This is a genomic window from Streptococcus sp. DAT741 (assembly GCF_009866825.1).
Classification (GTDB): domain Bacteria; phylum Bacillota; class Bacilli; order Lactobacillales; family Streptococcaceae; genus Streptococcus; species Streptococcus ruminantium.
The window spans coordinates 1,655,413-1,678,777 of the sequence record NZ_CP019557.1 but is presented as its reverse complement, the minus strand read 5'-3'; the positions used below and the strand labels follow the sequence as shown (position 1 = coordinate 1,678,777).

At 39.9% G+C, this 23,365-nt stretch carries 21 protein-coding genes and 1 pseudogene; 17 read left to right on the top strand and 5 right to left on the bottom strand.

Going from position 1 to position 23,365, the window contains the following annotated elements; translation table 11 throughout:
* The first annotated feature begins 4 nt into the window (after positions 1–4).
* The 9 genes and pseudogenes from BZG42_RS07940 to BZG42_RS10290 all read left to right on the top strand — a co-directional run bounded on the left by BZG42_RS07940 (position 5) and on the right by BZG42_RS10290 (position 8,874).
* Positions 5–1,483 carry a glycoside hydrolase family 1 protein gene (locus BZG42_RS07940; RefSeq protein ID WP_155995808.1) on the top strand — a complete coding sequence of 493 codons (1,479 nt, stop codon included), beginning with the start codon at positions 5–7 and terminating at the stop codon, positions 1,481–1,483.
* Positions 1,484–1,497: 14 nt separating this feature from the next.
* Complete coding sequence (locus BZG42_RS07935) at positions 1,498–2,103, top strand: histidine phosphatase family protein (RefSeq protein ID WP_155995810.1); 606 nt, start codon at positions 1,498–1,500, stop codon at positions 2,101–2,103.
* A 54-nt stretch (positions 2,104–2,157) separates the two neighbouring features.
* Positions 2,158–3,597, top strand: a complete 1,440-nt coding sequence (locus BZG42_RS07930) for a 6-phospho-beta-glucosidase (protein ID WP_120172126.1) — start codon at positions 2,158–2,160, stop codon at positions 3,595–3,597.
* Between the two features lie 82 nt (positions 3,598–3,679).
* Entirely contained in the window at positions 3,680–4,669 is a 990-nt protein-coding gene (locus BZG42_RS07925; protein ID WP_155995812.1) for a lipoate--protein ligase, read from the top strand.
* Between the two features lie 158 nt (positions 4,670–4,827).
* The gene (gene rpsF, locus BZG42_RS07920) at positions 4,828–5,118 is read left to right on the top strand and encodes a 30S ribosomal protein S6 (RefSeq protein WP_024533051.1); all 291 of its coding nucleotides are present in this window, start codon (positions 4,828–4,830) and stop codon (positions 5,116–5,118) included.
* An 11-nt stretch (positions 5,119–5,129) separates the two neighbouring features.
* The gene (locus tag BZG42_RS07915) at positions 5,130–5,621 is read left to right on the top strand and encodes a single-stranded DNA-binding protein (protein WP_155995814.1); all 492 of its coding nucleotides are present in this window, start codon (positions 5,130–5,132) and stop codon (positions 5,619–5,621) included.
* A gap of 150 nt (positions 5,622–5,771) precedes the next feature.
* Positions 5,772–6,011, top strand: coding sequence for a 30S ribosomal protein S18 (rpsR, locus tag BZG42_RS07910; protein ID WP_002939250.1), 240 nt, complete (start codon positions 5,772–5,774; stop codon positions 6,009–6,011).
* Positions 6,012–6,366: 355 nt separating this feature from the next.
* Positions 6,367–7,482 (top strand): annotated as a pseudogene (locus tag BZG42_RS10295) (pneumococcal-type histidine triad protein); the annotation flags it as partial.
* Positions 7,462–8,874 carry a pneumococcal-type histidine triad protein gene (locus BZG42_RS10290; protein ID WP_443031427.1) on the top strand — a complete coding sequence of 471 codons (1,413 nt, stop codon included), beginning with the start codon at positions 7,462–7,464 and terminating at the stop codon, positions 8,872–8,874. The pseudogene BZG42_RS10295 and the gene BZG42_RS10290, both read left to right, overlap by 21 nt.
* A gap of 171 nt (positions 8,875–9,045) precedes the next feature.
* Here BZG42_RS10290 and BZG42_RS07900 read toward each other — a convergent pair whose 3' ends face one another.
* Positions 9,046–9,699, bottom strand: a complete 654-nt coding sequence (locus tag BZG42_RS07900; protein WP_024533053.1) for a DUF1129 domain-containing protein — start codon at positions 9,697–9,699, stop codon at positions 9,046–9,048.
* A gap of 14 nt (positions 9,700–9,713) precedes the next feature.
* Entirely contained in the window at positions 9,714–10,658 is a 945-nt protein-coding gene (locus tag BZG42_RS07895; protein WP_155972087.1) for a magnesium transporter CorA family protein, read from the bottom strand.
* Between the two features lie 578 nt (positions 10,659–11,236).
* On the opposite strand from BZG42_RS07895, the gene uvrA reads away from it, so the two are divergent.
* The 4 genes from uvrA (at position 11,237) to BZG42_RS07875 (ending at position 16,329) form a co-directional block, all read left to right on the top strand.
* Entirely contained in the window at positions 11,237–14,062 is a 2,826-nt protein-coding gene (gene uvrA, locus BZG42_RS07890; RefSeq protein ID WP_155995818.1) for an excinuclease ABC subunit UvrA, read from the top strand.
* 461 nt (positions 14,063–14,523) lie between these two features.
* On the top strand, positions 14,524–15,087 hold the full coding sequence (locus tag BZG42_RS07885) for a TetR/AcrR family transcriptional regulator (RefSeq protein WP_178085288.1): 564 nt from the start codon (positions 14,524–14,526) through the stop codon (positions 15,085–15,087).
* A 103-nt stretch (positions 15,088–15,190) separates the two neighbouring features.
* Complete coding sequence (locus BZG42_RS07880; protein WP_178085425.1) at positions 15,191–15,514, top strand: hypothetical protein; 324 nt, start codon at positions 15,191–15,193, stop codon at positions 15,512–15,514.
* A gap of 8 nt (positions 15,515–15,522) precedes the next feature.
* Positions 15,523–16,329, top strand: coding sequence for a ferredoxin reductase (locus BZG42_RS07875; protein WP_155972090.1), 807 nt, complete (start codon positions 15,523–15,525; stop codon positions 16,327–16,329).
* A 506-nt stretch (positions 16,330–16,835) separates the two neighbouring features.
* Here BZG42_RS07875 and BZG42_RS07865 read toward each other — a convergent pair.
* Positions 16,836–17,417: a VanZ family protein gene (locus BZG42_RS07865; RefSeq protein ID WP_155995822.1), complete on the bottom strand. Its 582-nt coding sequence runs from the start codon at positions 17,415–17,417 to the stop codon at positions 16,836–16,838.
* Between the two features lie 281 nt (positions 17,418–17,698).
* On the opposite strand from BZG42_RS07865, the gene BZG42_RS07860 reads away from it, so the two are divergent.
* From BZG42_RS07860 to nusB, 4 genes are all read left to right on the top strand, one after another.
* A complete protein-coding gene (locus tag BZG42_RS07860) occupies positions 17,699–18,763 on the top strand; it encodes a M24 family metallopeptidase (protein WP_155995824.1) in 1,065 nt (354 codons plus the stop codon).
* 478 nt (positions 18,764–19,241) lie between these two features.
* Positions 19,242–19,799: an elongation factor P gene (gene efp, locus BZG42_RS07855; RefSeq protein WP_024533058.1), complete on the top strand. Its 558-nt coding sequence runs from the start codon at positions 19,242–19,244 to the stop codon at positions 19,797–19,799.
* A gap of 27 nt (positions 19,800–19,826) precedes the next feature.
* Positions 19,827–20,219, top strand: a complete 393-nt coding sequence (locus tag BZG42_RS07850; protein WP_024533059.1) for an Asp23/Gls24 family envelope stress response protein — start codon at positions 19,827–19,829, stop codon at positions 20,217–20,219.
* Positions 20,209–20,628, top strand: a complete 420-nt coding sequence (gene nusB / locus BZG42_RS07845) for a transcription antitermination factor NusB (protein WP_155962461.1) — start codon at positions 20,209–20,211, stop codon at positions 20,626–20,628. Before BZG42_RS07850 ends, nusB begins: the two co-directional genes overlap by 11 nt.
* Positions 20,629–20,855: 227 nt before the next feature.
* On the opposite strand, the gene BZG42_RS07840 is transcribed toward nusB, so the two are convergent.
* A complete protein-coding gene (locus BZG42_RS07840) occupies positions 20,856–21,821 on the bottom strand; it encodes a LacI family DNA-binding transcriptional regulator (protein WP_155995826.1) in 966 nt (321 codons plus the stop codon).
* Positions 21,802–23,256 carry a sucrose-6-phosphate hydrolase gene (locus BZG42_RS07835; protein WP_155995828.1) on the bottom strand — a complete coding sequence of 485 codons (1,455 nt, stop codon included), beginning with the start codon at positions 23,254–23,256 and terminating at the stop codon, positions 21,802–21,804. Before BZG42_RS07835 ends, BZG42_RS07840 begins: the two co-directional genes overlap by 20 nt.
* Between the last annotated feature and the right edge of the window lie 109 nt (positions 23,257–23,365).

Below are 23,365 nucleotides of genomic sequence, written 5' to 3'. Positions count from 1 at the left end.
AATCATGTCAAAAAAACAATTTCCAAAAGGATTTCTTTGGGGTGGTGCAACGGCGGCCAACCAGTATGAAGGTGGTTGGAACTTAGGTGGTCGTGGTCCCGCCACATCGGATACTGCTCGTGCAGTGGCGCCAGAAGAACGTAAGAGCATGGGAAGTGAGTTTACTAACCCTATGACTCGTGAACATCTGGATTTTGCCTTAAATGATAAGGAAGGGCTTTATCCAAAACGATGGGGTTCTGATTTTTACCATCGCTATAAGGAAGATATTGCGCTCTTTGCAGAAATGGGCTTCAAAACCTTCCGTCTATCCATCGCCTGGTCACGTATTTTTCCAAATGGCGATGAGTTTGAACCCAATGAAGAAGGATTAGCTTTCTATGATGCCGTCTTTGACGAACTCAATAAATACGGTATCGAACCCTTGGTTACTCTATCTCACTATGAATTTCCTATTCATCTAGTCAAAGAATATGGTGGTTGGAAAAATCGTAAGGTTATCGACTTCTTTGTTCACTATGCAGAGACGGTCTTTAAGCGTTACAGGGGGAAAGTCAAGTACTGGCTGACTTTCAATGAAATCAATATTCTTGGGATGACCGGTTACTTGTCTGGAGGGCTGCTATTTGAGGATGGACAATTACATTTGGATGAGATGTATCAAGCTGTTCATCATCAATTTATCGCTTCAAGTTTAGCAACAAAAGCGGCTCACGAAATTGACCCTGAAAACAAGGTTGGTTGCATGTTGGCACGTATGGAAGCTTATCCGGCCACCTGTCATCCTGATGACATCCTTCATGCTGTTCAAAAGGATCAGAGTAATCTTTTTTATTCAGATGTCCAGATCCGTGGTCAGTATCCCCGCTATATGAAGCGCTTCTTCAAAGAAAATAATATTCAGGTGCAATTTGAATCGGGTGATGAAGCTATTTTGAAACAGTATCCTGTGGATTTTATGAGTTTTTCTTACTACATGACCTCTGTGACTCGTCACCCCAATAACCAGACTCCTGAGCAAAAAGCAACAGCAGGAAACTTGATACTAGGTGAAGCAAATCCTTATCTGGAAGCATCAGATTGGGGCTGGCAGATTGATCCAGTCGGACTACGTGTGACTCTAAACAAGTTATATGACCGTTACCAGGTTCCTCTTTTTATTGTGGAAAATGGTCTGGGGGCACTTGACACGGTTGAGGTGGACGGCTCTATTCATGACCAATATCGTATTGATTATCTTGAAAAACACGTCAAGCAAATGTACGAAGCTATCGAAGATGGCGTAGAACTCATGGGCTATACTCCTTGGGGCTGTATTGACCTTGTTTCTGCTTCAACCAGTGAAATGTCTAAGCGCTATGGTTTTATCTATGTAGATGCAGATGATCAAGGAAATGGTAGTTTCAACCGTTCTCGTAAGGACTCTTTTTTCTGGTACAAGGATGTTATTGCTAGCAACGGAGCAAGCATTTTAAAGGATTAGGAGGTTTAGATTTTATGGCAAAAACAATTTATTTAATGCGTCACGGTGAGACCTTATTCAATACACAGAAACGTGTTCAGGGTTGGTCAGATTCTCCCTTGACTGAAAAAGGAATTACTCAAGCTCAAGCGGTTGCTCAGTATTTTGCTGTACAAGGGATTGTATTTCAGTCGGCTTACTCTTCAACTCAGGAACGGGCGACCGATACGCTAAAACTGGTAACAAATGCTCCCTACAAACAGCTTAAGGAGCTGAAAGAGATGAACTTTGGTATTTTTGAAGCACGAGAAGAAGAGCTTCTTCCAAAGCATCGTCCGGGAGCTCGTTCTTTTGAAGATCTCTTGGTACCGTTTGGTGGAGAGGATATTCGTGCGGTTGGAAAACGGGTCAAAGAAGCTATTCTATCGGTGGCAAAGCTTGATTCTGCTGATCCCATTCTCATGGTTAGTCACGGTGCTGCTATTTGGGGCTTAGTACAGATTTTGGAGGTATCATTTCCATCAGGAGTCTTCTTATCCAATTGTGCTATCTGTCAACTGACAGTGGAGGTAGAAAAAGGGCAAATGATATTTGAAAAATTGATTGATTCTGCTCATGACTTTAAGGTTTACGATTTCTAAAGAGAAGATTTTTATAAAAAACTTAACCATTTATGATAAAGCAAAGGAGACAACATGACAGAAACAAAAGTATTTCCAGAAGGATTTTTATGGGGTGGTGCAACAGCGGCCAACCAATGTGAAGGTGCCTATGATGTAGATGGGCGTGGTCTTGCCAATGTGGATGTAGTACCAATCGGTCCAGAACGTTTTCCAATTATTGCAGGAAAGCGAAAGATGTTCAACTTCGAGGATGGTTACTTTTATCCAGCTAAGGAGTCTATTGATATGTACCACCATTTCAAGGAAGATATTGCTCTCTTTGGTGAGATGGGTTTTAAAACATATCGTTTATCAATTGCTTGGTCACGGATTTTTCCGAAAGGAGATGAGTTAGAGCCAAATGAAAAAGGTCTTCAATTCTACGAAGACTTGTTCAAGGAATGCCATAAATATGGGATTGAACCCTTGGTCACCATCACCCATTTTGATTGCCCTATGCATTTGATTGAGACTTACGGTGGCTGGCGTAACCGTGAGATGTTGGAATTTTACGAGCGTCTCTGCCGTACCCTCTTTACGCGCTACAAGGGGTTGGTAACACACTGGCTCACTTTCAATGAAATCAACATGATTCTCCATGCTCCATTTATGGGAGCAGGCCTCTATTTTGAAGAGGGTGAAAATGTAGAACAGGTCAAATATCAAGCAGCTCACCATGAACTTGTTGCGTCAGCAATTGCTACCAAATTGGCCCATGAGATTGACCCAGAAAATAAGGTTGGTTGTATGTTGGCAGCCGGTCAGTATTATCCACATACTGCCCATCCACGTGATTATTGGGAAGCAATGAAAGAAGACCGTGAAAATTATTTCTTTATAGATGTGCAGGCGCGTGGCTACTATCCAAACTATGCTAAGAAGAAATGGGAGCGTGCAGGTATTGAACTAGAGATGACAGAAGAAGACTTAGCTTTGCTCCAAGAACATACAGTTGACTTTATCTCCTTCTCTTACTATTCTAGTCGTGTTGCTTCTGGTGACCCCGCCGTCCAAGAACAGACAGCAGGGAACATCTTTGCTTCTATTAAAAATCCTTATTTAAAAGCATCAGAGTGGGGTTGGCAGATTGATCCGCTTGGTCTTCGCATTACCCTCAACGCTATTTGGGATCGATATCAAAAACCGATGTTTATCGTAGAAAATGGTCTTGGTGCTGTTGATACACCGGATGAAAACGGCTATGTAGCAGATGATTACCGCATTGATTACCTCCGTCAACACATTGCAGCCATGCGTGATGCCATTGTTGAGGACGGGGTAGAACTCATGGGCTATACCACCTGGGGTTGCATAGACTTGGTTTCTGCTGGAACTGGGGAGATGAAAAAGCGCTATGGCTTTATCTATGTTGATCGAGACAATGAAGGCAAGGGCAGTCTCAAACGTTCTAAGAAAAAATCCTTTGACTGGTATAAAAAAGTGATTGCTACAAATGGAGCAGTTATTGATTAGACAGGAAAGACAGGTCTTTGGACTTGTCTTTTGTTATCGTTTCCACTATAATAAAAATTAGTTAACAAGAGAGGAACTATCCATGAAATACATCATAAATAACAGCAACGACCCAGCATATAATATCGCTCTTGAAGCCTATGCCTTCAAGGAATTGACTGATATTGATGAGATTTTCATCCTTTGGATCAATGAACCTGCCATTATTATCGGCAAGCATCAAAATGCCATTGAAGAAATCAATAAAGAATTTACCGATGAAAAAGGAATTCATGTTGTTCGCCGTTTATCAGGTGGTGGAGCAGTTTATCATGACCTTAACAATCTTAACTATACTATTATCTCTAACAAGGCGGATGAAGGAGCTTTTGATTTCAAAACCTTTTCCAAGCCTGTGATTGACACTCTGGCAACTCTGGGTGTGGAGGCCAATTTTACAGGTCGTAACGATCTTGAAATCGATGGAAAGAAAATCTGTGGCAATGCCCAAGCCTATGCTAAAGGGCGAATGATGCACCACGGTTGCTTACTCTTTGATGTAGATATGTCTGTTCTTGCTAGTGCTCTTAAAGTGAGCAAGGACAAGATTGAATCCAAGGGAGTAAAGTCTGTTCGCGCTCGCGTGACGAATATCAACAATGAGTTACCTGAGAAGATGACCGTTCTGGAATTTAAGGAGGCCATTCTTAATCAGATGAAACAGGAATATCCAGATATGGACGAATACATTCTTTCAAAAGATGATTTGGCTCGTATCCAGGAAATTCGTGATACACAATTTGCGACTTGGGACTGGACTTATGGTCAGACACCAGAATACACAGTGGAGCGTAGTATTCGTTACCAAGCTGGAAAAATTACTACTTACATCAAGACAGAAAAATCCGTTATCGAATCAATTAAGATTTACGGTGACTTTTTTGGTATAGGAGATGTGTCAGATATTGAAAGTCTTCTTGTTGGTACTCGTTATGAGTACGTAGATGTCCTTTCCAAGCTTCAAGAGATTGATACGACCCACTATTTTTCACGCATGACAACAGAAGAGGTAGCCAAGGCTATTGTAGCTTAAACAGTACAGGCCATTGTCACCTAAGAGATGAAATCGTTTTAAGAAAATGGTTTTTACTTGTACATTTTCAATATTATGGTATAATTGTTTTCTGTGAGTATCCCTCACTTACTCGTGGCTAGACCATGAGTCATTAGACCAAAAGGAGGAACATATCAATGGCTAAATACGAAATTCTTTATATTATTCGTCCAAACATTGAAGAAGAAGCTAAAAATGCTTTGGTAGCACGCTTTGACTCTATCTTGACTGACAACGGTGCAACAATCGTTGAATCAAAAGCATGGGAAAAACGTCGCCTTGCGTACGAAATCAATGATTTCCGTGAAGGCCTTTACCATGTCGTTAACGTTGAAGCAAGCAACGATGAAGCTCTCAGAGAGTTTGACCGTTTGTCAAAAATCAACAGCGACATTCTTCGTCACATGATTGTCAAACTTGACGCGTAAGAAGGTAGTTTATGATAAATAATGTAGTATTGGTTGGTCGTATGACCCGCGATGCAGAACTTCGTTACACCCCGTCTAATCAGGCTGTTGCGACTTTTACTTTAGCGGTCAACCGTAATTTTAAAAATCAAAACGGTGAGCGTGAAGCGGACTTTATCAACGTAGTGATTTGGCGCCAACAAGCTGAAAATTTGGCGAATTGGGCTAAGAAAGGTGCACTGATTGGTATTACAGGTCGTATCCAGACCCGTAGTTATGATAATCAACAAGGGCAACGTGTCTACGTTACAGAAGTCGTTGCAGAAAGTTTTCAACTTCTTGAGAGTCGCTCTGTTCGTGAAGGACAAGGCGGTTATTCTACTGGTTCTTCATTTGCTGGGGGAAATGATTATAACTCATCTTATCAAGCACCATCACAATCTACACCGAACTTCGCTCGAGAAGAAAGTCCATTTGGGACAAGCAATCCGATGGACATATCAGACGATGACCTACCGTTCTAAGGTGGGGTGGACTTATAACTCAAGATAGGTTTGAGTTTTGGGAAAAAGCTTGAAAAGATATGAATTTTCAAGGGGTAGATATACTTCGGTGCATTTCCCACTTTCAATAGCTTTTTGACCCGTACTATCATAATATAAAGGAGAATAAACATGGCTCAACAACGTCGTGGCGGTTTCAAGCGCCGTAAAAAAGTTGACTATATCGCAGCTAACAAAATTGAATATGTTGATTACAAAGATACTGAACTTCTTAGCCGTTTCATTTCTGAACGTGGAAAAATCCTTCCACGTCGTGTGACTGGAACATCAGCTAAAAACCAACGTAAAGTAACAACAGCAATCAAACGTGCTCGCGTTATGGCACTTTTACCATTCGTAAATGAAGATTAAAAAAATGGTCCAGTGGGCCATTTTTTCTTACGCTCTAAAAACTGGAAAGGTGCAATCACTAGTGGGTCATTTTTTCGTAAGTTTAGAAATTAGCCCTTCTAGATTTTAGTTGCTGGAGTTATCCAAGTAGACGAACTTTAAAGTTTAGCCAATCGAAAATGAATATTAGTTGCTCTTTCCAAGGCAGAGGAATAGGAGTAAGTACCTAATCGGATTGTGGATACAATGGAGAAACTTGTCATTCATATATCCGGTGTGTCAGAAAAAGACTTGACAAATTGGGGGAATCGGTGATATAGTAAAAATATTAACTGGTTAAGTTTTTTGTGAAAAGACAACCAAAAAGGGAGGACTTATGAAGAAAAAGTATATCTATAGCGTAGCGGCAGCATTGCTACTTGGTGTAGCATGCTATCAGTTGGGGCGCTATCAGGAAAGTGTCAGCCAGGATCAGAATCGGGTAGCGTATGTAGAAGGGAATCAAAGTTCAACAGATAAAAACAGTGTTGTTACTGATACCAAAAATATGAGTCCTGATGAAGTGAGTGCCAAGGAAGGCATTGATGCAGAACAGATTGTTGTTAAAATAACCGATCAAGGCTATGTAACTTCCCATGGAGATCATTACCATTATTATAACGGTAAGGTACCTTATGACGCTATCATCAGTGAGGAATTGATTCTCAAAGATAGCAGCTACATTCTTAACCAAGCTGATATTGTTAATGAGGTAAAGGATGGCTATATCATCAAGCGTGAAGGCCGCTATTACCTCTACCTCAAGGATGCTAGCAAAACTAGCAATGTTCGAACCAAGGAGGAAATTAGTCGTCAACAACAGAGTTCAGGAAATAGTCGTTCGAGTCACGCTACTAATGGCGTGACTCGAATGACTAATGGGAGTTTTCGTCAAACAGGTTTGACGGGAAAGCCCTATACAACTGATGATGGCTATGTTTTTAGCCCTACAGATGTGATTGATGATATGGGAGATGGTTTTCTGGTACCGCATGGCGATCATTTCCACTATATTCCTAAGAAGGATTTGTCCGCTGGGGAGCTAGCGGCTGCACAAGCTTACTGGGACAGTAAACACAAGAAACTAGTAGCGAAACCTCAACCACGCCGCCAGAGAGAAGAATATGGTCGTGGTGATTCGCACCCAACAGTGCCAATTCCTAATGGGTATAGTGGCCCCTCATCTCAGCCGATACCTCGTCCAACTATCCCGATGGCCGATTCCAATCAACCACCTGCCCCACCTCAACCAAGTGATAATAATGGTGAGAGTTTAGTTGATTTACTGAAACAGTTATATGCTCAGCCACTTGGGCAGCGCCACGTTGAGGGAGATGGTTTGGTCTTTGATCCTGTAACCATTACCAAACGGACAGACCGAGGTGTTGTTGTACCTCATGGTGATCACTTTCACTTTATACCATTTGATCATATGTCTGAGTTGGAGGCTAAAATTTCAAAAATGGTTGTAATTGGTATGCCACCAGTTCAACCGGAACTACTCTCTCAGCCAAGTGAGCCTATCCAGTCTGATGTTCCAAGTCAGCCCTCTCAGCCAACACCACCAACTACAGACGATGATCATGGCTTGGTTGATTTATTAGGCAAGAATATTAAAAAAACAGCTAAGGGAATGGATGGTCTACCTTACACAACTAGTGATGGCTATACTTTCACCGCAGAGAGCATTTTGGAATATGATGATCAAGGGTTACGAGCAGAACATGGAGATCATGAACACTACATCTTTTACCATGAACTAGAAGATTCAGAGCTTGAAGCAGCTCAAAATTATATTAACAGAAATCATTTGACTGCTGTGAAACCAAGCGGCTACAGCAAGTCTGAAATTGAAGCTAAATTACGCTATGTCTCTCTGGAAAATGGGGTACCATTTGATCAATTGATTGTAACAGGAAATCAAGTTATTATTCCCCATGGAAATCATTCTCATGTCGGTAACCTCGATCGTTACCCTGTAGCTTTGCGTTTAAAAAACGACAGTGATGTGGATGAATATAGAAGTCTTCTAGTGAGTTTGAAAATGAGCTACTTACGCCTACAGAATGAAGGTGGATCAGTTTACCGTCGCAATGATGTAGTAGTGGTTGTTCAGAAAGACGGTATAGAGCGTGAAGTCAAATTGAAAGACATTCGCCTTCCTTTAGACTATGATGAGGTTGATTATAGTGGATTAGTAACTGCTGTTGATCCGAATGAAGAGAAATTGGCCTATATTGCTAAGCAATATGGTGTGCCACGGCATGAAGTTCGTTACCTTTTTGACAATTTAGTAATGATTGAAGGTCATGGTGCTGTAGATTTAAGTCTAGTTAATGTCAAGGATGCTGTTATTTACTCCTTACGCAATCAACCACAAGATACAAAAACAGAAGAAGATAAGGGTGATGGTGATGAGAAAGTTCAGGAGCAACCAGTTCATACAGAGCGAGTTGATTCAGAGCAGACTTTACCAGATTCAACTGTTCAAGATAAAGCCTTATCTACCCTTCAACCGGAACATCAATCCGAGCCAGAGATTGATCACTCATCAAGCACCGATGATGGTTCCATTTCTCAGCCATCCATTGATTCTGATTCGGAAGAGGAGGAAGAGATTCAATCAGACGAGGATAGCGAAGAGTTGGATGAGTACGAGTTAGCTATGCGCGAACGTGCCAAAGCATATGGTATGGCTGCGGATGATTTTGAAGAAGCCTTGGTAAGCATTGCGTTGAAGCACAGTGTTGGAGTAGAGAGCTTTGAGTATCAGCCGGAGCAAAAAACAGTTAGCTTCCTAGATCGTAGCGGCCAACGTCAGGTGGTAAAGGTGGGAAATAGCTAATTTGATTGTTTTGCTGCTACATCATGCTATGCATGATTGCTGCCACCTACAGAAGAATGAAAACAAGATTCAAAAGCCCTCATTAAGATTCTACTCCTAATGAGGGCTTTGTTCTCTTTACAACTATTGTAAACATTACTTGCTTTATCTCCCACAGTTTGGAGTTTAATTTTACTGCACTGGGGTCATAGCATTGCGGATGTTGTATTTTTTCTTCAAGAGATAACGAACACCGAAGGCTGCTGCACCGATTAGAATGGTGAGTACCGGATGCAAGACAGGATTGAGAGCTGCTGGAATCAAAGCAGCGAGCAAAAAGACTGCTGACCAAGCCAGTGTTGCTAAACCAAGAAAGGCGATGGCTTTTAAAAATTTAGGACGTTGCCCAGTTTTAATTTGCTCTCTATATACAAAGTGGTACATGACATACATACCAGCACCGACTCCAAAGCCAATCACTAACAGCGTAAGGAGGCCGTACCGAGCTCCTTGACCTAAAAGATTCATTAACCCATTGATACCAGCGATGATTGCAAGCATCAGGAGACTAGAGTCAAGCCACATAAGCCATGGATTTTCGTTGTATTCCATTTTAGTTTGCTGTTCTTCTGAAGTTGACTTGCTGGCTACCCATTCGCTAGGGGTACCATAGAGACTACGGGCAGTTACACCAGTTTTCTGCTTTTCGATGATTGTTGGTAAAATTTCTTCCAGTAATTCCTTGATTTCGCTGTCAGATTTACCGTCTTTAATCAAGAGGTTGGTAGCAGTATGGATAAATTCTTGATTTTTTCTTGTTAATTCTTTAATTTCTATAAATGACATAATTTCTCCTTGATTTAAAACCATTTCTTATAGCTAAAGTAAATAACAAATGGGATAGTTGCTAGGAAGGAAATGGCAATCACAATCCAAAATGAGAGGGGATGCTCGCTGTATGGCATAGAAACTCCAAGCACATTCATGCCATAAGCAGAAAAGACCATTGTAGGAATGGACAAGATAATGGTGAACAAAGCCAAAGTCTTCATAACAGTATTTTGGTTGTTAGCGATAATAGAAGCAAAGGCATCAGACATTCCAGTTAGGATGCTTCCGTATATGTCAGCCATCTCGATTGCCTGCTGGGTTTCTATCAATGTATCTTCCAGAAGATCTTCATCTTCTTCATATTTTCGTAATATACGAGATGAGGAAGCTAATTTTTTGACAAGTCGTTCATTCGTTTTCAAAGAGGTTTGGAAGTAAACGATTGTCTTGCCTAGCTCCATCAATTCGATTAACTCTTCATTTTGCATTGATTCATGCAATCGTTTCTCGATTTCTGCGCTCTTTCTATCAATGGTCCGTAGGGCTGATAGATAAAGCTGAGCATTGCGATAGAGAATCTGGAATACAAAGCGAGATTTCATGAAGGTAAAGAAGTTCCGTAACCGGCGATGGATAAACTGCTCAAAGAGTGGTAGTGGTTCCAAACAGGTCGTGATAATGGCATCTTCTGTCAGGATAATCCCCAAGGGAATAGTAATATAGTAGGTTTTATTGTTCCGCTCTTCCAAGATCGGTACGTCCACGATGATTAAGGTGTAGTCATCTTCAACTGTGATACGGGAAGTTTCTTCTGCATCAAGCGGAGCTCGCAAGTCAGCAATATCAATCTTGTAATGTTCTGCTACTTCTAGGGATTCACTCTGGCCGGGGTTAACCAAGTTAATCCAAGCACCTGGTTCAAAGGTTTGGACTTCTTCTAAATCAGTCATGGTTGATAGAAAAATTTGTTTCATATCCCTGCCTCCTTTTATCTTTTACGCATTAGCACAACCTCCATTATACCAAAAAAAGTATCGTTAAGGAAAAGTTTTCTACAGTTTTGTGATATAATTGGAATATTTAAGGAGGATAGCCTGATTTTTGTATTGTTATCCAATTAGGTACGGAAAAGGACTGAATATGGGAGAAAGATGATGCAAAAAAGACTCATTCTTTTGTGTACAGGTACACTGTGGAACTAATCAGTTTTCATGCTCTTTGTATCTTATTTTTTGTACGCTTTCTTGACGTGAGATTTTCAAAACGATATTTTTTGAAAATTGAGCTAATACAAGATATAGAAACTGTCCATAGGCAGTTTCGTCTGGTGATGCGGAGCAAACGACTGTCACCAGTTATTTTGTGAACGTACTTATATTTAGAAAGGAATAGAATACGCCCTAAGCGCTGTGTGAAAAAGATACGCGGCCGTTTCGACTTTAGTTGATTACGGATGTGGATGCTGTTGAGTATAAATCCTCTTAGAGCATTTACGCTCTTCATCGAATTTCCTATTTTTATTTTGCGTTTTACGGGCTTTGTATCTTAGATTATGCAAGAAAATATTATTATTCATGGTGCGCGTGCCCATAATTTAAAAAATATTGATGTGACAATTCCACGTGAAAAATTAGTGGTAGTAACCGGTTTATCTGGTTCAGGAAAGTCGAGTTTGGCATTTGATACCTTATACGCTGAAGGACAGCGGCGCTATGTGGAAAGTTTGTCCGCCTACGCCCGTCAGTTTTTAGGGAATATGGATAAGCCAGATGTGGATTCGATTGAAGGTCTCAGTCCTGCTATCTCTATTGATCAAAAGACTACATCACGAAATCCTCGGTCAACAGTTGGGACAGCGACAGAAATCAATGATTATCTTCGTCTGCTCTATGCTCGTGTTGGAGTGCCATACTGTATCCATGGACACGGAGCGATTGCTGCTTCTTCAGTGGAGCAGATTGTTGATGAAGTGTTGGAATTGCCAGAACGCCAACGTTTACAAATTTTAGCGCCTGTCGTTCGTCGAAAAAAGGGGCAACATAAGGCCATTCTTGAAAAAATACAGCGAGATGGCTACGTCCGAGTTCGTGTCAATGGTGAAGTGTATGATCTGTCAGAAGTGCCAGAATTGTCCAAGAGCAAGGCACATACTATTGAAGTTGTAGTCGATAGGATTGTTGTTAAAGAAGGCATTCGCACTCGTCTCTTTGACTCTATTGAAGCAGCTCTGCGACTGGCAGATGGTTATGTCCTCATTGATACTATGGATGGCAAAGAAATGCTCTTTTCTGAGCATTACGCTTGTCCAGTTTGTGGTTTTACAGTCCCTGAGTTAGAGCCTCGTCTATTCTCGTTCAATGCGCCATTTGGCTCTTGTAGCGATTGTGATGGTCTAGGTACGAAATTAGAGGTGGATCTGGATTTGATTGTCCCAGACACAAGTAAGACTCTGCGTGAGGGTGCTTTGGCGCCATGGAATCCAATTTCTTCTAACTACTATCCCCAAATGCTGGAACAGGCTATGAATCATTTTGGCGTGGATATGGATAAGCCTTTTGAAGAGTTGACAGATGACGAGAAGAATCTTATTTTTTACGGTTCTAATGGCAAGGAATTCCATTTCCATTATGAAAATGAGTTTGGTGGTGTGAGAGATATTGATATTCCTTTTGAGGGATTAGTTATAAATATTGATCGTCGCTACCGTGAAACCAATAGTGACTATACACGGACGGTCATGAAGAGCTATATGAATGAACTGACCTGTGGAACCTGTCATGGGTATCGGCTCAATGATCAAGCCTTGTCTGTAAAGGTCGGTGGTGAAAAAGGTTTTCATATCGGACAGTTATCGGATTTATCGGTAGCTGATCATTTGGAAGTTCTATCTCAGTTGACCTTGTCTGCCAACGAAGCCACTATTGCAACTCCCATCATCAAAGAAATCAAGGATAGATTGACATTTCTTAATAATGTTGGACTGAACTATCTAACCCTTTCTCGAGCAGCGGGTACGCTTTCAGGTGGGGAAAGTCAGCGAATTCGTCTGGCAACTCAGATCGGTTCAAACCTATCAGGTGTTCTTTATATTCTTGATGAGCCTTCCATTGGCTTGCATCAGCGGGACAATGATCGCCTTATTGCCAGTCTCAAGAAGATGCGAGATTTGGGCAATACCTTGATTGTGGTAGAACACGATGAAGATACTATGCGCGAGGCGGACTGGTTGATTGATATTGGTCCAGGTGCAGGTGTTTTCGGCGGTGAAATCGTTGCTGCTGGAACTCCTGCACAAGTGGCAAAGAATAAAAAATCCATTACGGGTCAATATTTATCTGGCAAGCGTCAAATCCCAGTTCCCTTAGAACGTCGTATTGGGAATGGTCGTTTCTTAGAAGTCACTGGCGCTAAGGAGAACAACCTGCAAGATGTGACCGTCCGTTTCCCCCTTGGTAAATTTTTGGCGGTGACAGGAGTGTCTGGCTCTGGTAAATCAACTCTCGTTAACTCCATTTTGAAAAAAGCCATTGCCCAGAAGCTCAATCGCAATTCGGACAAGCCAGGCAAGTTTGAGTCGATTTCAGGAATTGAACACTTGGATCGTTTGATTGATATTGACCAAAGTCCGATTGGACGGACACCGCGTTCCAACCCTGCTACTTATACAGGTGTTTTTGATGATATTCGTGATCTATTTGCTCAGACAAATGAAGCGAAGATTCGTGGTTATAAAAAGGGGCGTTTCTCCTTTAACGTCAAAGGTGGACGGTGTGAAGCCTGTTCAGGAGACGGTATCATCAAGATTGAAATGCACTTTCTGCCGGATGTCTTTGTTCCATGTGAGGTTTGTCATGGGCATCGTTACAATTCAGAAACGCTAGAGGTTCATTACAAAGAAAAGAACATTGCTCAAGTCCTTGATATGACGGTCAATGATGCGGTCGAATTCTTCAAACACATTCCAAAGATTGAGCGGAAACTCCGTACTATACAAGATGTGGGCTTGGGCTACGTTACTCTAGGTCAGCCAGCAACGACCCTATCAGGTGGGGAAGCCCAGAGGATGAAGTTGGCCTCTGAACTCCACAAGCGGTCAACTGGTAAATCCCTCTATATCTTGGATGAGCCAACAACAGGTCTTCATACGGAGGACATTGCCCAACTGCTCAAAGTTTTGGCTCGTTTCGTGGATGATGGCAATACGGTTCTGGTCATCGAGCATAATTTGGATGTGATAAAGACTGCTGATTATATCATTGATATGGGTCCGGAAGGTGGTATCGGTGGTGGTACTGTCGTTGCGACAGGTACCCCAGAAGAAGTGGCGGAAAATCCAGCTAGCTTTACAGGACAATATTTAAAAATGAAGTTGAAATAGATAGTTGTCGGGAGATAGAAAGAGTAGTCAAGTGAAGAGCAGTTGCTCGATAGCTACCGGCATTGAATCTTTGGCATAATCGAATAACGCCTATGATTTAGGCTTAGTATCAAAAGAAACTGACAGACTAAGCAATTACATTTTCAATTTTTAAAAACTGGCACCATGGTTTCTGTAGTAGAGAACATCTCTACGCGGAATTGTGGTGCTTTTTAAGATGTTTATCAACAGCGCAATCGTTCAGATTGAGATTGGGAAAATTTTCATTTGTCATCGACTATTTTCATTGAGAGGCTTATCATGAACAATATATGGTGCAAGTCGGTTTTATATAGCGATATAATATTATAGTTAATTCATAAAAATATAATTCTATTGACAGGATAATAATAATTTGGTATATTGTGAATGAATACAAAAATTTATTCATTCACAATATAAAAAGAGGAGGCTTTATAGAATTGGACAAAAAGCAGGCGTTGAAGACAGCCGCCCATGATGTTTTCTCTAAAAAAGGTTATAAGGCAACAGGTATTTCAGAAATTGCTAGGCAAGCCGGTGTAGCGGTAGGTTCTTTTTATAACTATTATGAAAGTAAAGAATCAATTTTTTTAGATGTTTATGTAGATGAGAATAATCGTGTACGTCAAGCAATGATAAACAAAATTGATTGGGGAATGGATATGGTCGAACTTGTCAGTCAGATTTTCAGACAATCACGAAGTCTTATTTCTTCTAATAAAATTCTCGTAGAATGGTATAATCCTGCTATTTCTGATGAGTTGCATAATTATTATTCTTCGGAAGAAGGAAAACTTGCAAATCACTTTCATCAGTTTTTAGTGGAGACCTTTACCAATCGAATGGTGAAAGAAGGATGTTCGCACGGACAAATTCAAGATATTCTACAGGTTTATAACTTGTTCTACTACATGGATATGCACATCACAGAAGATAATTTCCCAAATATTAGCCAAACGATTGAAATACTTGCAACGAATTTTGTTAAAGGCATTTTTAAATAAAGAATTAATTTCTTTATTTTTAAGAATAAATGAATGAATTTATTTTATATTCATTCAAAGGCGTAAAAGGAGTATTTTTATGAACAAACAAGGAGTAAAAAAGATGAATGGATTGGACATTGCGGGAATTTCTGTCGCTGTTATTGGTATTTTAGTCATTATATGGGGAACTATGCTACAGTCAATCGATTTATCAAGCCCTGATTTGATGTCCTTTGTTACTGGAGGCATGATTTTGTTGGCGATAGGGTTATGTATGATTAACGGATTACCTGCCATTTTGCAAATTACAGGCATTTGGTTGGCAGCAGCGACTACCATGATTTATATATACAGCTTGCCAGATACCGATTTTGCTATCAAAGCGATTGGCTTTATTCCTGCTATCGCATTGGCTTTTTGGCTATCTTTTAAATTTTTGAAATGAGGAAAATGATGAAAAGGGGTAAAAAAATGTTGACAATTATTATATCAATTCTTGGAACTATATGTCTTATTGCTTGGGGTGGTATTACTTTTTTTGGACGTACTCAAACTGTGCCAGTCAAAACGATTGAAAATCTCAATGGAGACCTTTACTTGATTCGTTTGACGAAACCGAATAATATGACATGGAAAGCTGGCTCTTCTGCTCAATTTGGATTACATGATGTTCAGAAGATCAAGCAAGAAACGACTGATACAGTATCCGGTGCTACAATGAACGTTGATAAAAACGAAGAAAATAGTCGTTGGCTAACAATAGCTTCCAGTCCTGATGAAAATGAAATCCTCATTTTGACACACAATAGTGGTAGTCTGTATAAGAAAAGTTTGACCAGTTTACCAGCAGGAAGTAAGGTTGAGATGAGCTGGGTTGACTCTCATTTTTCAGTTTCAGATGGTAAAGAACCTATTATTTGTTTTGCATCTGATGTTGGTATTGCTGCAATACGACCAATTATCAAAGAATGGGCTGGCAAACGGGATATTATCTTTAGTCACTTGGATAAAGGTGTTACTGTCTTTAATGAAGAAATAACAAGTTTATCAAATAAAGTAACAAATTTAACTTATGAAACCAGTGCTAGCAGTTCTCAAAGTCAAGAAACCTTTAAAAAAGCAGTTGATAAATATGGCAATAAAGCTATATATCTTTTAGCTGGTCGGCCTGATGATGTTGAAATGATGAAGAATTTTCTTGAGGAAAATGGAATTAGTATGAAGCAGATTAAAGTAGATAGTTTTAAAGGTTTGAAATAGTAGTTATCACTTTTGTGTTAAATTTTACTATGATTTCTTGAGGAGCTTGGATTATCATTTTGTAAGTGATGGAGGTAATAATTGAATGTGACAAGCGGGTTATTATATCCTATCTGTAAAAGTAAAACGAGAATAGAACCACAAGAAAATACCCAAATAAATATTTTTTCTCTTTATTGTATTGGCTTAAATTAGAAACATTGGTTAATATAAAAAGTTTAAAACCACTAATTAAAGAGCCGGACGTAAAGATACAGAGTCGATAATGTAAGATACTAAAATCTTATGTTATCGGCTATTTTTATTGAGAGGATTATTATGTTGCAAGTCGGTTTTGTATGGCGATTGCTTGCGGATATAAAGCACAGTTATCCATACAAAAGAATCCATCATGGTTTTTTATCGAAAATAAATAATCAGCGATATTACAAAAGGCTTGAATTTAAGGTTTATTTAAACCAAATTTCAAGCCTTTTTGTTATTTTAATTAGTTTTTTCCAGCCTTATCATACTGATAACTTTTTTCCAATCTTGGTGTCTCGAATAAAAGTACCAATCACAAATCCAATTGTATTAGTAAAAATATCTCCTACGTCAAAGAAGCCCAGTGAGAACAAGTATTGTGCTACCTCTACAGCAGAAATTACAGAAATAAATAGTAAAATTTTCTTGTAATCAAAGCTAAAGAGTGTCCCCAAAGGTATAAAAATTAAGACATTTAAAAGTGGAACAGTAGAATCAATGGTAAAAGCGTCCAATAGAAAAGTTATAATATTAAAATTAAAGCCTCTCACACCGATATTCTTAAAGAGTAAGGCATATAACAGGGTAACAAAATATAAAATATAAATCATTTTGGCAGCTGTTGGACTAATCCTTTTCGTATAAATCGCTCTTAAAAACGTAAAGAGGATAAACGATATTACCAGTATAATCGTAAGGGGTCTCCAGAAATCAATACCTGAAGCTGGGAAGCCAAAAATAGAGATAATATAAAAATAGAAAAAGTCCATAAAGACCCATCTACATATTAGGAATGAAATAATTAAATTCGCGATGTCAAATAAATAAATTTTTGTTTTCCTCATGCTGAAATCCTCCTTTTTTCCTCATTATAACACAATATGTATCATAACAAAAGTTCATTCATAACTATAAAAACTAGCTTTTAAGAATGGTACTTTTAGTAATAGCAGATTTATTTGTAGTTTTTCTGATTAAGTAGAAAAGAGATCATGATATGATAGTAAGTGAGTGCGATAATCCAACACAAAAGGTAGTCGTTTTTTCCGAGAGTCTTTTCCTTTAAAAATTCCTGCTTTTTCCGGTTTTTTTGCTATAATAATTACAAAATCTTTGGAGGAATACGATGCAAAAAAGACTTGAAAAATTTGAGAGTAAGCTAGCCCAGTCAGAAGTTGATGGGATTTTAGTGACAGGACAGAATAATATCTACTACCTAACCGGTTTTTGGGGGACAGAGGCGACTGTCTTCATCAGTGGCAAGCGTCGCTTGTTTGTGACTGATTCGCGTTATACCTTGATAGCCAAGGCATCAGTAAAAGGTTTTGATATTATCGAGAGCCGTTTTGCCCTTGAAGAGATTGCAAAGGTGATTAAGGAAGATGGGCTTGAAACCATTGGTTTTGATAGCGAGGTGACCTATGGTTTCTATCAAAGTCTGACCAGCATTTTTGAGGGTTATCAACTGGTTGCTATGTCAAACTTTATCGAAGATTTGCGTATGATTAAGGATGAAAAAGAAATAGCTGCAATTCGTCGTGCTTGTCAGATTTCAGATCAGGCTTTTGTAGATGTATTGGATTTTATCAAGCCTGGTCAGACGACAGAGATGGATGTCAATCATTTTCTTGATTACCGTATGCGTCAGCTCGGAGCAGAAGGAGCTTCTTTTGAGTTCATTGTAGCATCTGGCTATCGTTCTGCCATGCCGCATGGACGAGCATCTGATAAGATGATTCAGTCAGGCGAGACCTTGACGTTGGATTTTGGTTGTTACTATCAGCACTATGTGAGTGATATGACACGAACCATCCATATCGGTCATGTGACAGACCAAGAGCGTGAGATTTATGATGTAGTCTTACATGCCAATAAGACCTTGATTGAGCAAGCCAAGGAAGGTATCACCTATCGTGACTTTGATCGTATTCCGCGTGAGATCATTAGTGATGCAGGCTACGGTGCCAACTTTACGCATGGTATTGGGCATGGTATGGGCTTGGATGTCCATGAGTACCCCTATTTTGGAAAATCTGATGAAACCATCAAGGCAGGCATGGTTCTGACAGATGAGCCAGGAATTTATTTGGATAATCAATACGGTGTTCGTATTGAGGATGACCTTCTCATTACGGAAACTGGTTGTGAAGTCTTGACTTTAGCACCGAAAGAATTGATTGTTTTGAAGTAACGAAGGAAGACTCTCATGGGCAAAGCAAAATGAATGCAGTGGTCTATGATGGCTTGATGTCAATAAGCTAGAACATAACTAGCTAATATTTTTACGGATGATAGTTATTATACTGAATCTCGTGAATCAGTTTATCAAGGAATCAAGTAAGTAAAAAGTGAGTTTTATGATTGGAATCAAAGAGGAAGGGAAGGAGAATGGAGGCTGCAATGTAGCTTGGGAAAGGGACATGTGGTTCTCAATAGCATTTTTCTGATACCCGATGAAAAAGGATATAGTATAACGATTGCTGATTTTGAAGGTGATAAAATCAAAAAATTGCTAGAATTTCGATCCGATCCAAACCATTTTAATCCCTACTCTTTCTGAAAGGCAGACATATCCTTTTCCATGATATAAGACTAGTAAAGATTTGAGAATCTTGCTGTTTTATGGTAGAATGAAACGAATAAATTATTTTTGCGAGGTAAAATGTTACATGATTGAAGCAAGTAAACTTAGAGCGGGAATGACGTTTGAAACGGAAGGTAAGTTGATTAAGGTCTTAGATGCAAGTCACCATAAGCCGGGCAAAGGAAACACTATCATGCGTATGAAATTACGTGATGTGCGTACAGGTTCTACGTTTGATACGACCTACCGTCCAGATGAAAAATTTGAGCAAGCGATCATCGAAACCGTTCCAGCTCAGTACCTTTATCAAATGGATGACACTGCTTACTTCATGAACACTGAAACCTATGATCAGTATGAAATTCCGGTGGCAACTATCAAGGAAGAATTGCTTTACATTTTGGAAAACTCAGATGTGAAAATTCAGTTCTATGGGACAGAGGTAATTGGTGTGACTGTACCGACAACCGTTGAATTGACAGTTGTTGAGACACAGCCATCCATTAAGGGGGCGACTGTGACAGGTTCAGGTAAGCCAGCTACTATGGAAACAGGTCTTGTGGTAAACGTGCCAGACTTTATCGAAGTAGGACAAAAACTCGTCATCAACACAGCAGAGGGAACTTACGTTTCACGCGCTTAAACGTTTCCTCTTGAGAAAGGAGAGCTCATGACAACAGAATATCAAGGTGAGATTGTTATTGCGCCTCGCGTACTTGAAGTAATTACAGGTATTGCCGCAGCTAAGGTTGACGGAGTACACTCGCTTCAAAATAAGCGTGTAGCAGATAGTTGGTCAAAAACATCATTGAATAAGGGTGTCTACCTTCAGACTGACGAAGAAGGTAGAGTGATTGCAGATATTTATGTCTACCTAGAGTATGGTGTAAATGTCCCTGCTGTATCTATGGAAATTCAGCGTGCGGTTAAGGTAGCGGTATATAATTATGCGGAAGTCCAAGTGACCGCAGTTAATATCCATGTTAACGGTATTGTTCCTGATAAAACGCCAAAACCAGCATTGAAAGATTTGTTCGGAGAGGATTTCCTTGATGAAGAATAACAGACATGCCTTGCGTAAGTGTGCTTTGCAGGCAATCGTATCGCTAGAATTTGGTCAAGAACCAGTTCAAGCAGCTCAATTTTCCTATCTTTATGATAAAGAGGAAGAACAGGATGGGATTGAAATTCCACTCTTCCTGCTCAATCTTGTAAATGGTGTGGCAGATTATCGCGAGGAACTGGATAAGGAATTATCCAGTCGACTGAAAGCCGGATGGACCCTAGACCGATTGACCCTGATTGATAAGAACATTATGCGATTGGGATTGTTTGAAATCTCGTATTTTGAGGAAACACCGGATCGTGTAGCGGTCAATGAAGCTATTGAACTAGCTAAAGAATTTTCAGATGAAGCTTCAGCTAAGTTTGTCAATGGCGTTTTGAGTCAATTTATAAAAGAAGAAGCCTAGTGAAAAGAACCCCTTATAATGGACAGTATAAAAAGTACTATACTGTTCTTATAAGGAGGTTCTTTTCAGCTAGGCTTCTTTTTTGTACTCTGCTCAGTTATCCTAATAAGCTGCTTATTAGAATGCCGTAAATCCCCTTAACTTGAATCGTTATTTGAGATAGTTGAGGGAATGGTATTTTAAGCATAAAAACCTGCTACTCAGCACAAACAGGTAGCAGGTTTTCATTAGACACTAGATCCAGCCAATAATGAAATGGGAAGGATGTAGTCGGTTTTGCTTAATTTTTTCCCTTCAATTTTGTCTATCAAAAGATCAACCAGTAATTGAGCAATTTCAGCTAGCGGTTGTTTAATGGTTGTAAGCTGAGGATAGTAGCTTTCGATAAAGCTCGTTCCATCGTAGCCGATGAGCTTGATGTCTTTTGGAATAGATAGTTCCAGTGAGCGGGCGACATTCCAAACCAACATGGCTGTGGCATCTCCAGATACAAAGATTCCATCGGGTTTATGTTTTTCTATAATAGTTCGAATTTCCATCTCTTTTCGGATAGGAGAGAAATCACTCGATATGTGAAAAACCTTAGCTTGGCTCAGGATGGAAGTGAAGCCGATCTGCCGTAGACCTGTTGGTGAATTGGAATCATCGTTGCCAGTGATCATTAGAGGATTGCGACAACCGACTTTTTGTAAGGTTTGCGCAGCCAAGACTCCACCAGAAAAATTATCAGAAGAAACGATTGGAATAGATGGTGAAAGATTGCGATCAAAGGCAATAATGGGGGCCATAACGCGATCATAGTCCTGAATGTTTAAATTGTGGCTACCAGAAATAATTCCATCAACCTGATTAGCGGCTAGCATTTCCAAGTATTCGCGTTCCTTATCGGACTCATGTTGGCTATTACAGATAATCGTTTTGTAACCTCGGTCAAACAATTCTTTTTCCAGAAGTCCGATCAACTCAGAGTAAAAAATATTGTTGATTGTAGGAAAGATAAGTCCTACTAATTTTGCTGATTTACCCTGTAAGCTGCGAGCTAGGTTATTGGGTTTATATCCCAATTCTCGCATGGCTTCTTCTACCTTGCGGATGGTTTTTTCAGATAGGTATCCTTTTTTATTGATGACACGTGAGACTGTTGTCGGGCTAACACCGGCTAATTGTGCGACATCAGTTAGTTTTGCGACCATAATCTAAATGGTAGTAGGTTCCGGTTGGATTGCCAGCAGTAATAGCAATACCATTTTGATCCGCATCTGGAAAGACACGACCAGAAAATACTTTTTCTCCTTTATTGATAAAGATTTCAAAGACAGATTTGTCTATGAAGATAGTGGCAGCAATGGCTCCTGCTTCAACCTCACAAGAGCGTTTCGTCCCGAAGTCAAGAGCAAACGGTTGACCACAGTTGCCACGCTCTAAGGTGATTTTCCCCTTCTCAGTATCCACTTGCAAGACCAATCCTTTGTTTTTCTCATTTGCGAATAACACGATTTCATGTTGACTATTGGCTGCAAAGTGCAACTCCAATTCGTAAATATTATTGGTTTCCTTCTGCGAAGCAAATGGAAGAGCTTCTTGTCGAAGACTGGTGATAGCTTCAACAGGGTACTGGTAAAGCTTTCCATCCTTGATAGACAACTCTTTTACCAATGACAAACAACCTTGGTAATCATAAGCATCTGTGGGATATTCGACATCTGGCAATGCTAGCCAGCTGATAGATAGGGCTCGCCCATCGGGGGCATTAAAGAGCTGTGTTGCGTAGCACTCAAAACCATCATCAAGATTGAACAACTCACTCGGATCGATAATGGTGGCCGTCTCCGGGTCAAAGCTCTGTCCGATCTTGTACATATTTGGATAAATGTTTCCGTAGTCCAAAACAGACTTATCCAGACCTTGTGGACAGTAGAGGAGGATAGGTTGCTCACCGACAAAGGCAATGTTAGGGCATTCCATCATATAAGCGGTCCCATCATTAGCAAAATCCAAATCACCAACGAAAGACCAGTCAAGGTAGCTATTGTTTTCAGCTTTATATAGCTTAACAATTCCCTTTTTGTTCAAATTTTGTCCGCCAACAATGGCATAATATTGCCCTTTGTAGTTGAAGATTTGCGGATCACGGAAATGATCGGTCGTATCTTCCGGTTGGTCAATCAGAATCCTATCTAATTTTTCAATCTTACCGTCTTTATCCATCAAAGCACCGATTTGGTAAGGATGGCGGATCCAGTTTTCATCACGAACGTTTCCTGTATAAAAAAGAAAGAGTTTGTCACCAAATTCCATGGCAGAACCAGAGTAGGCTCCGTGGCTATCAAGTGGTGTATCCGGATAGATAATTGTTCCAGTCTTTTCAAAGTGGACTAGATCGGTTGATTCGGTATGAACCCATGATTTGAGACCGTGAGCTGCACCAAATGGAAAGTATTGGTAAAAAAGGGTCCATTTTCCATTGAAATAGGAGAAGCCGTTGGGGTCATTTAAAAGTCCGTGTGGTGGCTCAATATGAAAATGGGTTCTCCAAGGGGAGCTATTTGTATTTTTTTTAATTTTTTCAATATGTTCGGGTGTCCAGTCAGCATAAGCTCTGTAGCGTTCCTCTGTTGTAAATGCCATCATTTTCTCCAACTATTTCTAAAAGTTCACATAATATAGTAAACGTTTTCTTGTGAAAAATCAAGTTTTAACAGTATTTTTAATAAAATTATAAAAAAATATGATAAAC

Bases quoted from the DNA above. Each gene is read 5' to 3' on its own strand.
- BZG42_RS07940 (WP_155995808.1), top strand. From the start codon at position 5: ATGTCAAAAAAACAATTTCCAAAAGGATTTCTTTGGGGTGGTGCAACG.
- BZG42_RS07935 (WP_155995810.1), top strand. From the start codon at position 1,498: ATGGCAAAAACAATTTATTTAATGCGTCACGGTGAGACCTTATTCAAT.
- BZG42_RS07930 (WP_120172126.1), top strand. From the start codon at position 2,158: ATGACAGAAACAAAAGTATTTCCAGAAGGATTTTTATGGGGTGGTGCA.
- BZG42_RS07925 (WP_155995812.1), top strand. From the start codon at position 3,680: ATGAAATACATCATAAATAACAGCAACGACCCAGCATATAATATCGCT.
- rpsF (WP_024533051.1), top strand. From the start codon at position 4,828: ATGGCTAAATACGAAATTCTTTATATTATTCGTCCAAACATTGAAGAA.
- BZG42_RS07915 (WP_155995814.1), top strand. From the start codon at position 5,130: ATGATAAATAATGTAGTATTGGTTGGTCGTATGACCCGCGATGCAGAA.
- rpsR (WP_002939250.1), top strand. From the start codon at position 5,772: ATGGCTCAACAACGTCGTGGCGGTTTCAAGCGCCGTAAAAAAGTTGAC.
- BZG42_RS10290 (WP_443031427.1), top strand. From the start codon at position 7,462: ATGTCTGAGTTGGAGGCTAAAATTTCAAAAATGGTTGTAATTGGTATG.
- BZG42_RS07900 (WP_024533053.1), bottom strand. From the start codon at position 9,699: ATGTCATTTATAGAAATTAAAGAATTAACAAGAAAAAATCAAGAATTT.
- BZG42_RS07895 (WP_155972087.1), bottom strand. From the start codon at position 10,658: ATGAAACAAATTTTTCTATCAACCATGACTGATTTAGAAGAAGTCCAA.
- uvrA (WP_155995818.1), top strand. From the start codon at position 11,237: ATGCAAGAAAATATTATTATTCATGGTGCGCGTGCCCATAATTTAAAA.
- BZG42_RS07880 (WP_178085425.1), top strand. From the start codon at position 15,191: ATGAATGGATTGGACATTGCGGGAATTTCTGTCGCTGTTATTGGTATT.
- BZG42_RS07875 (WP_155972090.1), top strand. From the start codon at position 15,523: ATGAAAAGGGGTAAAAAAATGTTGACAATTATTATATCAATTCTTGGA.
- BZG42_RS07865 (WP_155995822.1), bottom strand. From the start codon at position 17,417: ATGAGGAAAACAAAAATTTATTTATTTGACATCGCGAATTTAATTATT.
- BZG42_RS07860 (WP_155995824.1), top strand. From the start codon at position 17,699: ATGCAAAAAAGACTTGAAAAATTTGAGAGTAAGCTAGCCCAGTCAGAA.
- efp (WP_024533058.1), top strand. From the start codon at position 19,242: ATGATTGAAGCAAGTAAACTTAGAGCGGGAATGACGTTTGAAACGGAA.
- BZG42_RS07850 (WP_024533059.1), top strand. From the start codon at position 19,827: ATGACAACAGAATATCAAGGTGAGATTGTTATTGCGCCTCGCGTACTT.
- nusB (WP_155962461.1), top strand. From the start codon at position 20,209: ATGAAGAATAACAGACATGCCTTGCGTAAGTGTGCTTTGCAGGCAATC.
- BZG42_RS07840 (WP_155995826.1), bottom strand. From the start codon at position 21,821: ATGGTCGCAAAACTAACTGATGTCGCACAATTAGCCGGTGTTAGCCCG.
- BZG42_RS07835 (WP_155995828.1), bottom strand. From the start codon at position 23,256: ATGGCATTTACAACAGAGGAACGCTACAGAGCTTATGCTGACTGGACA.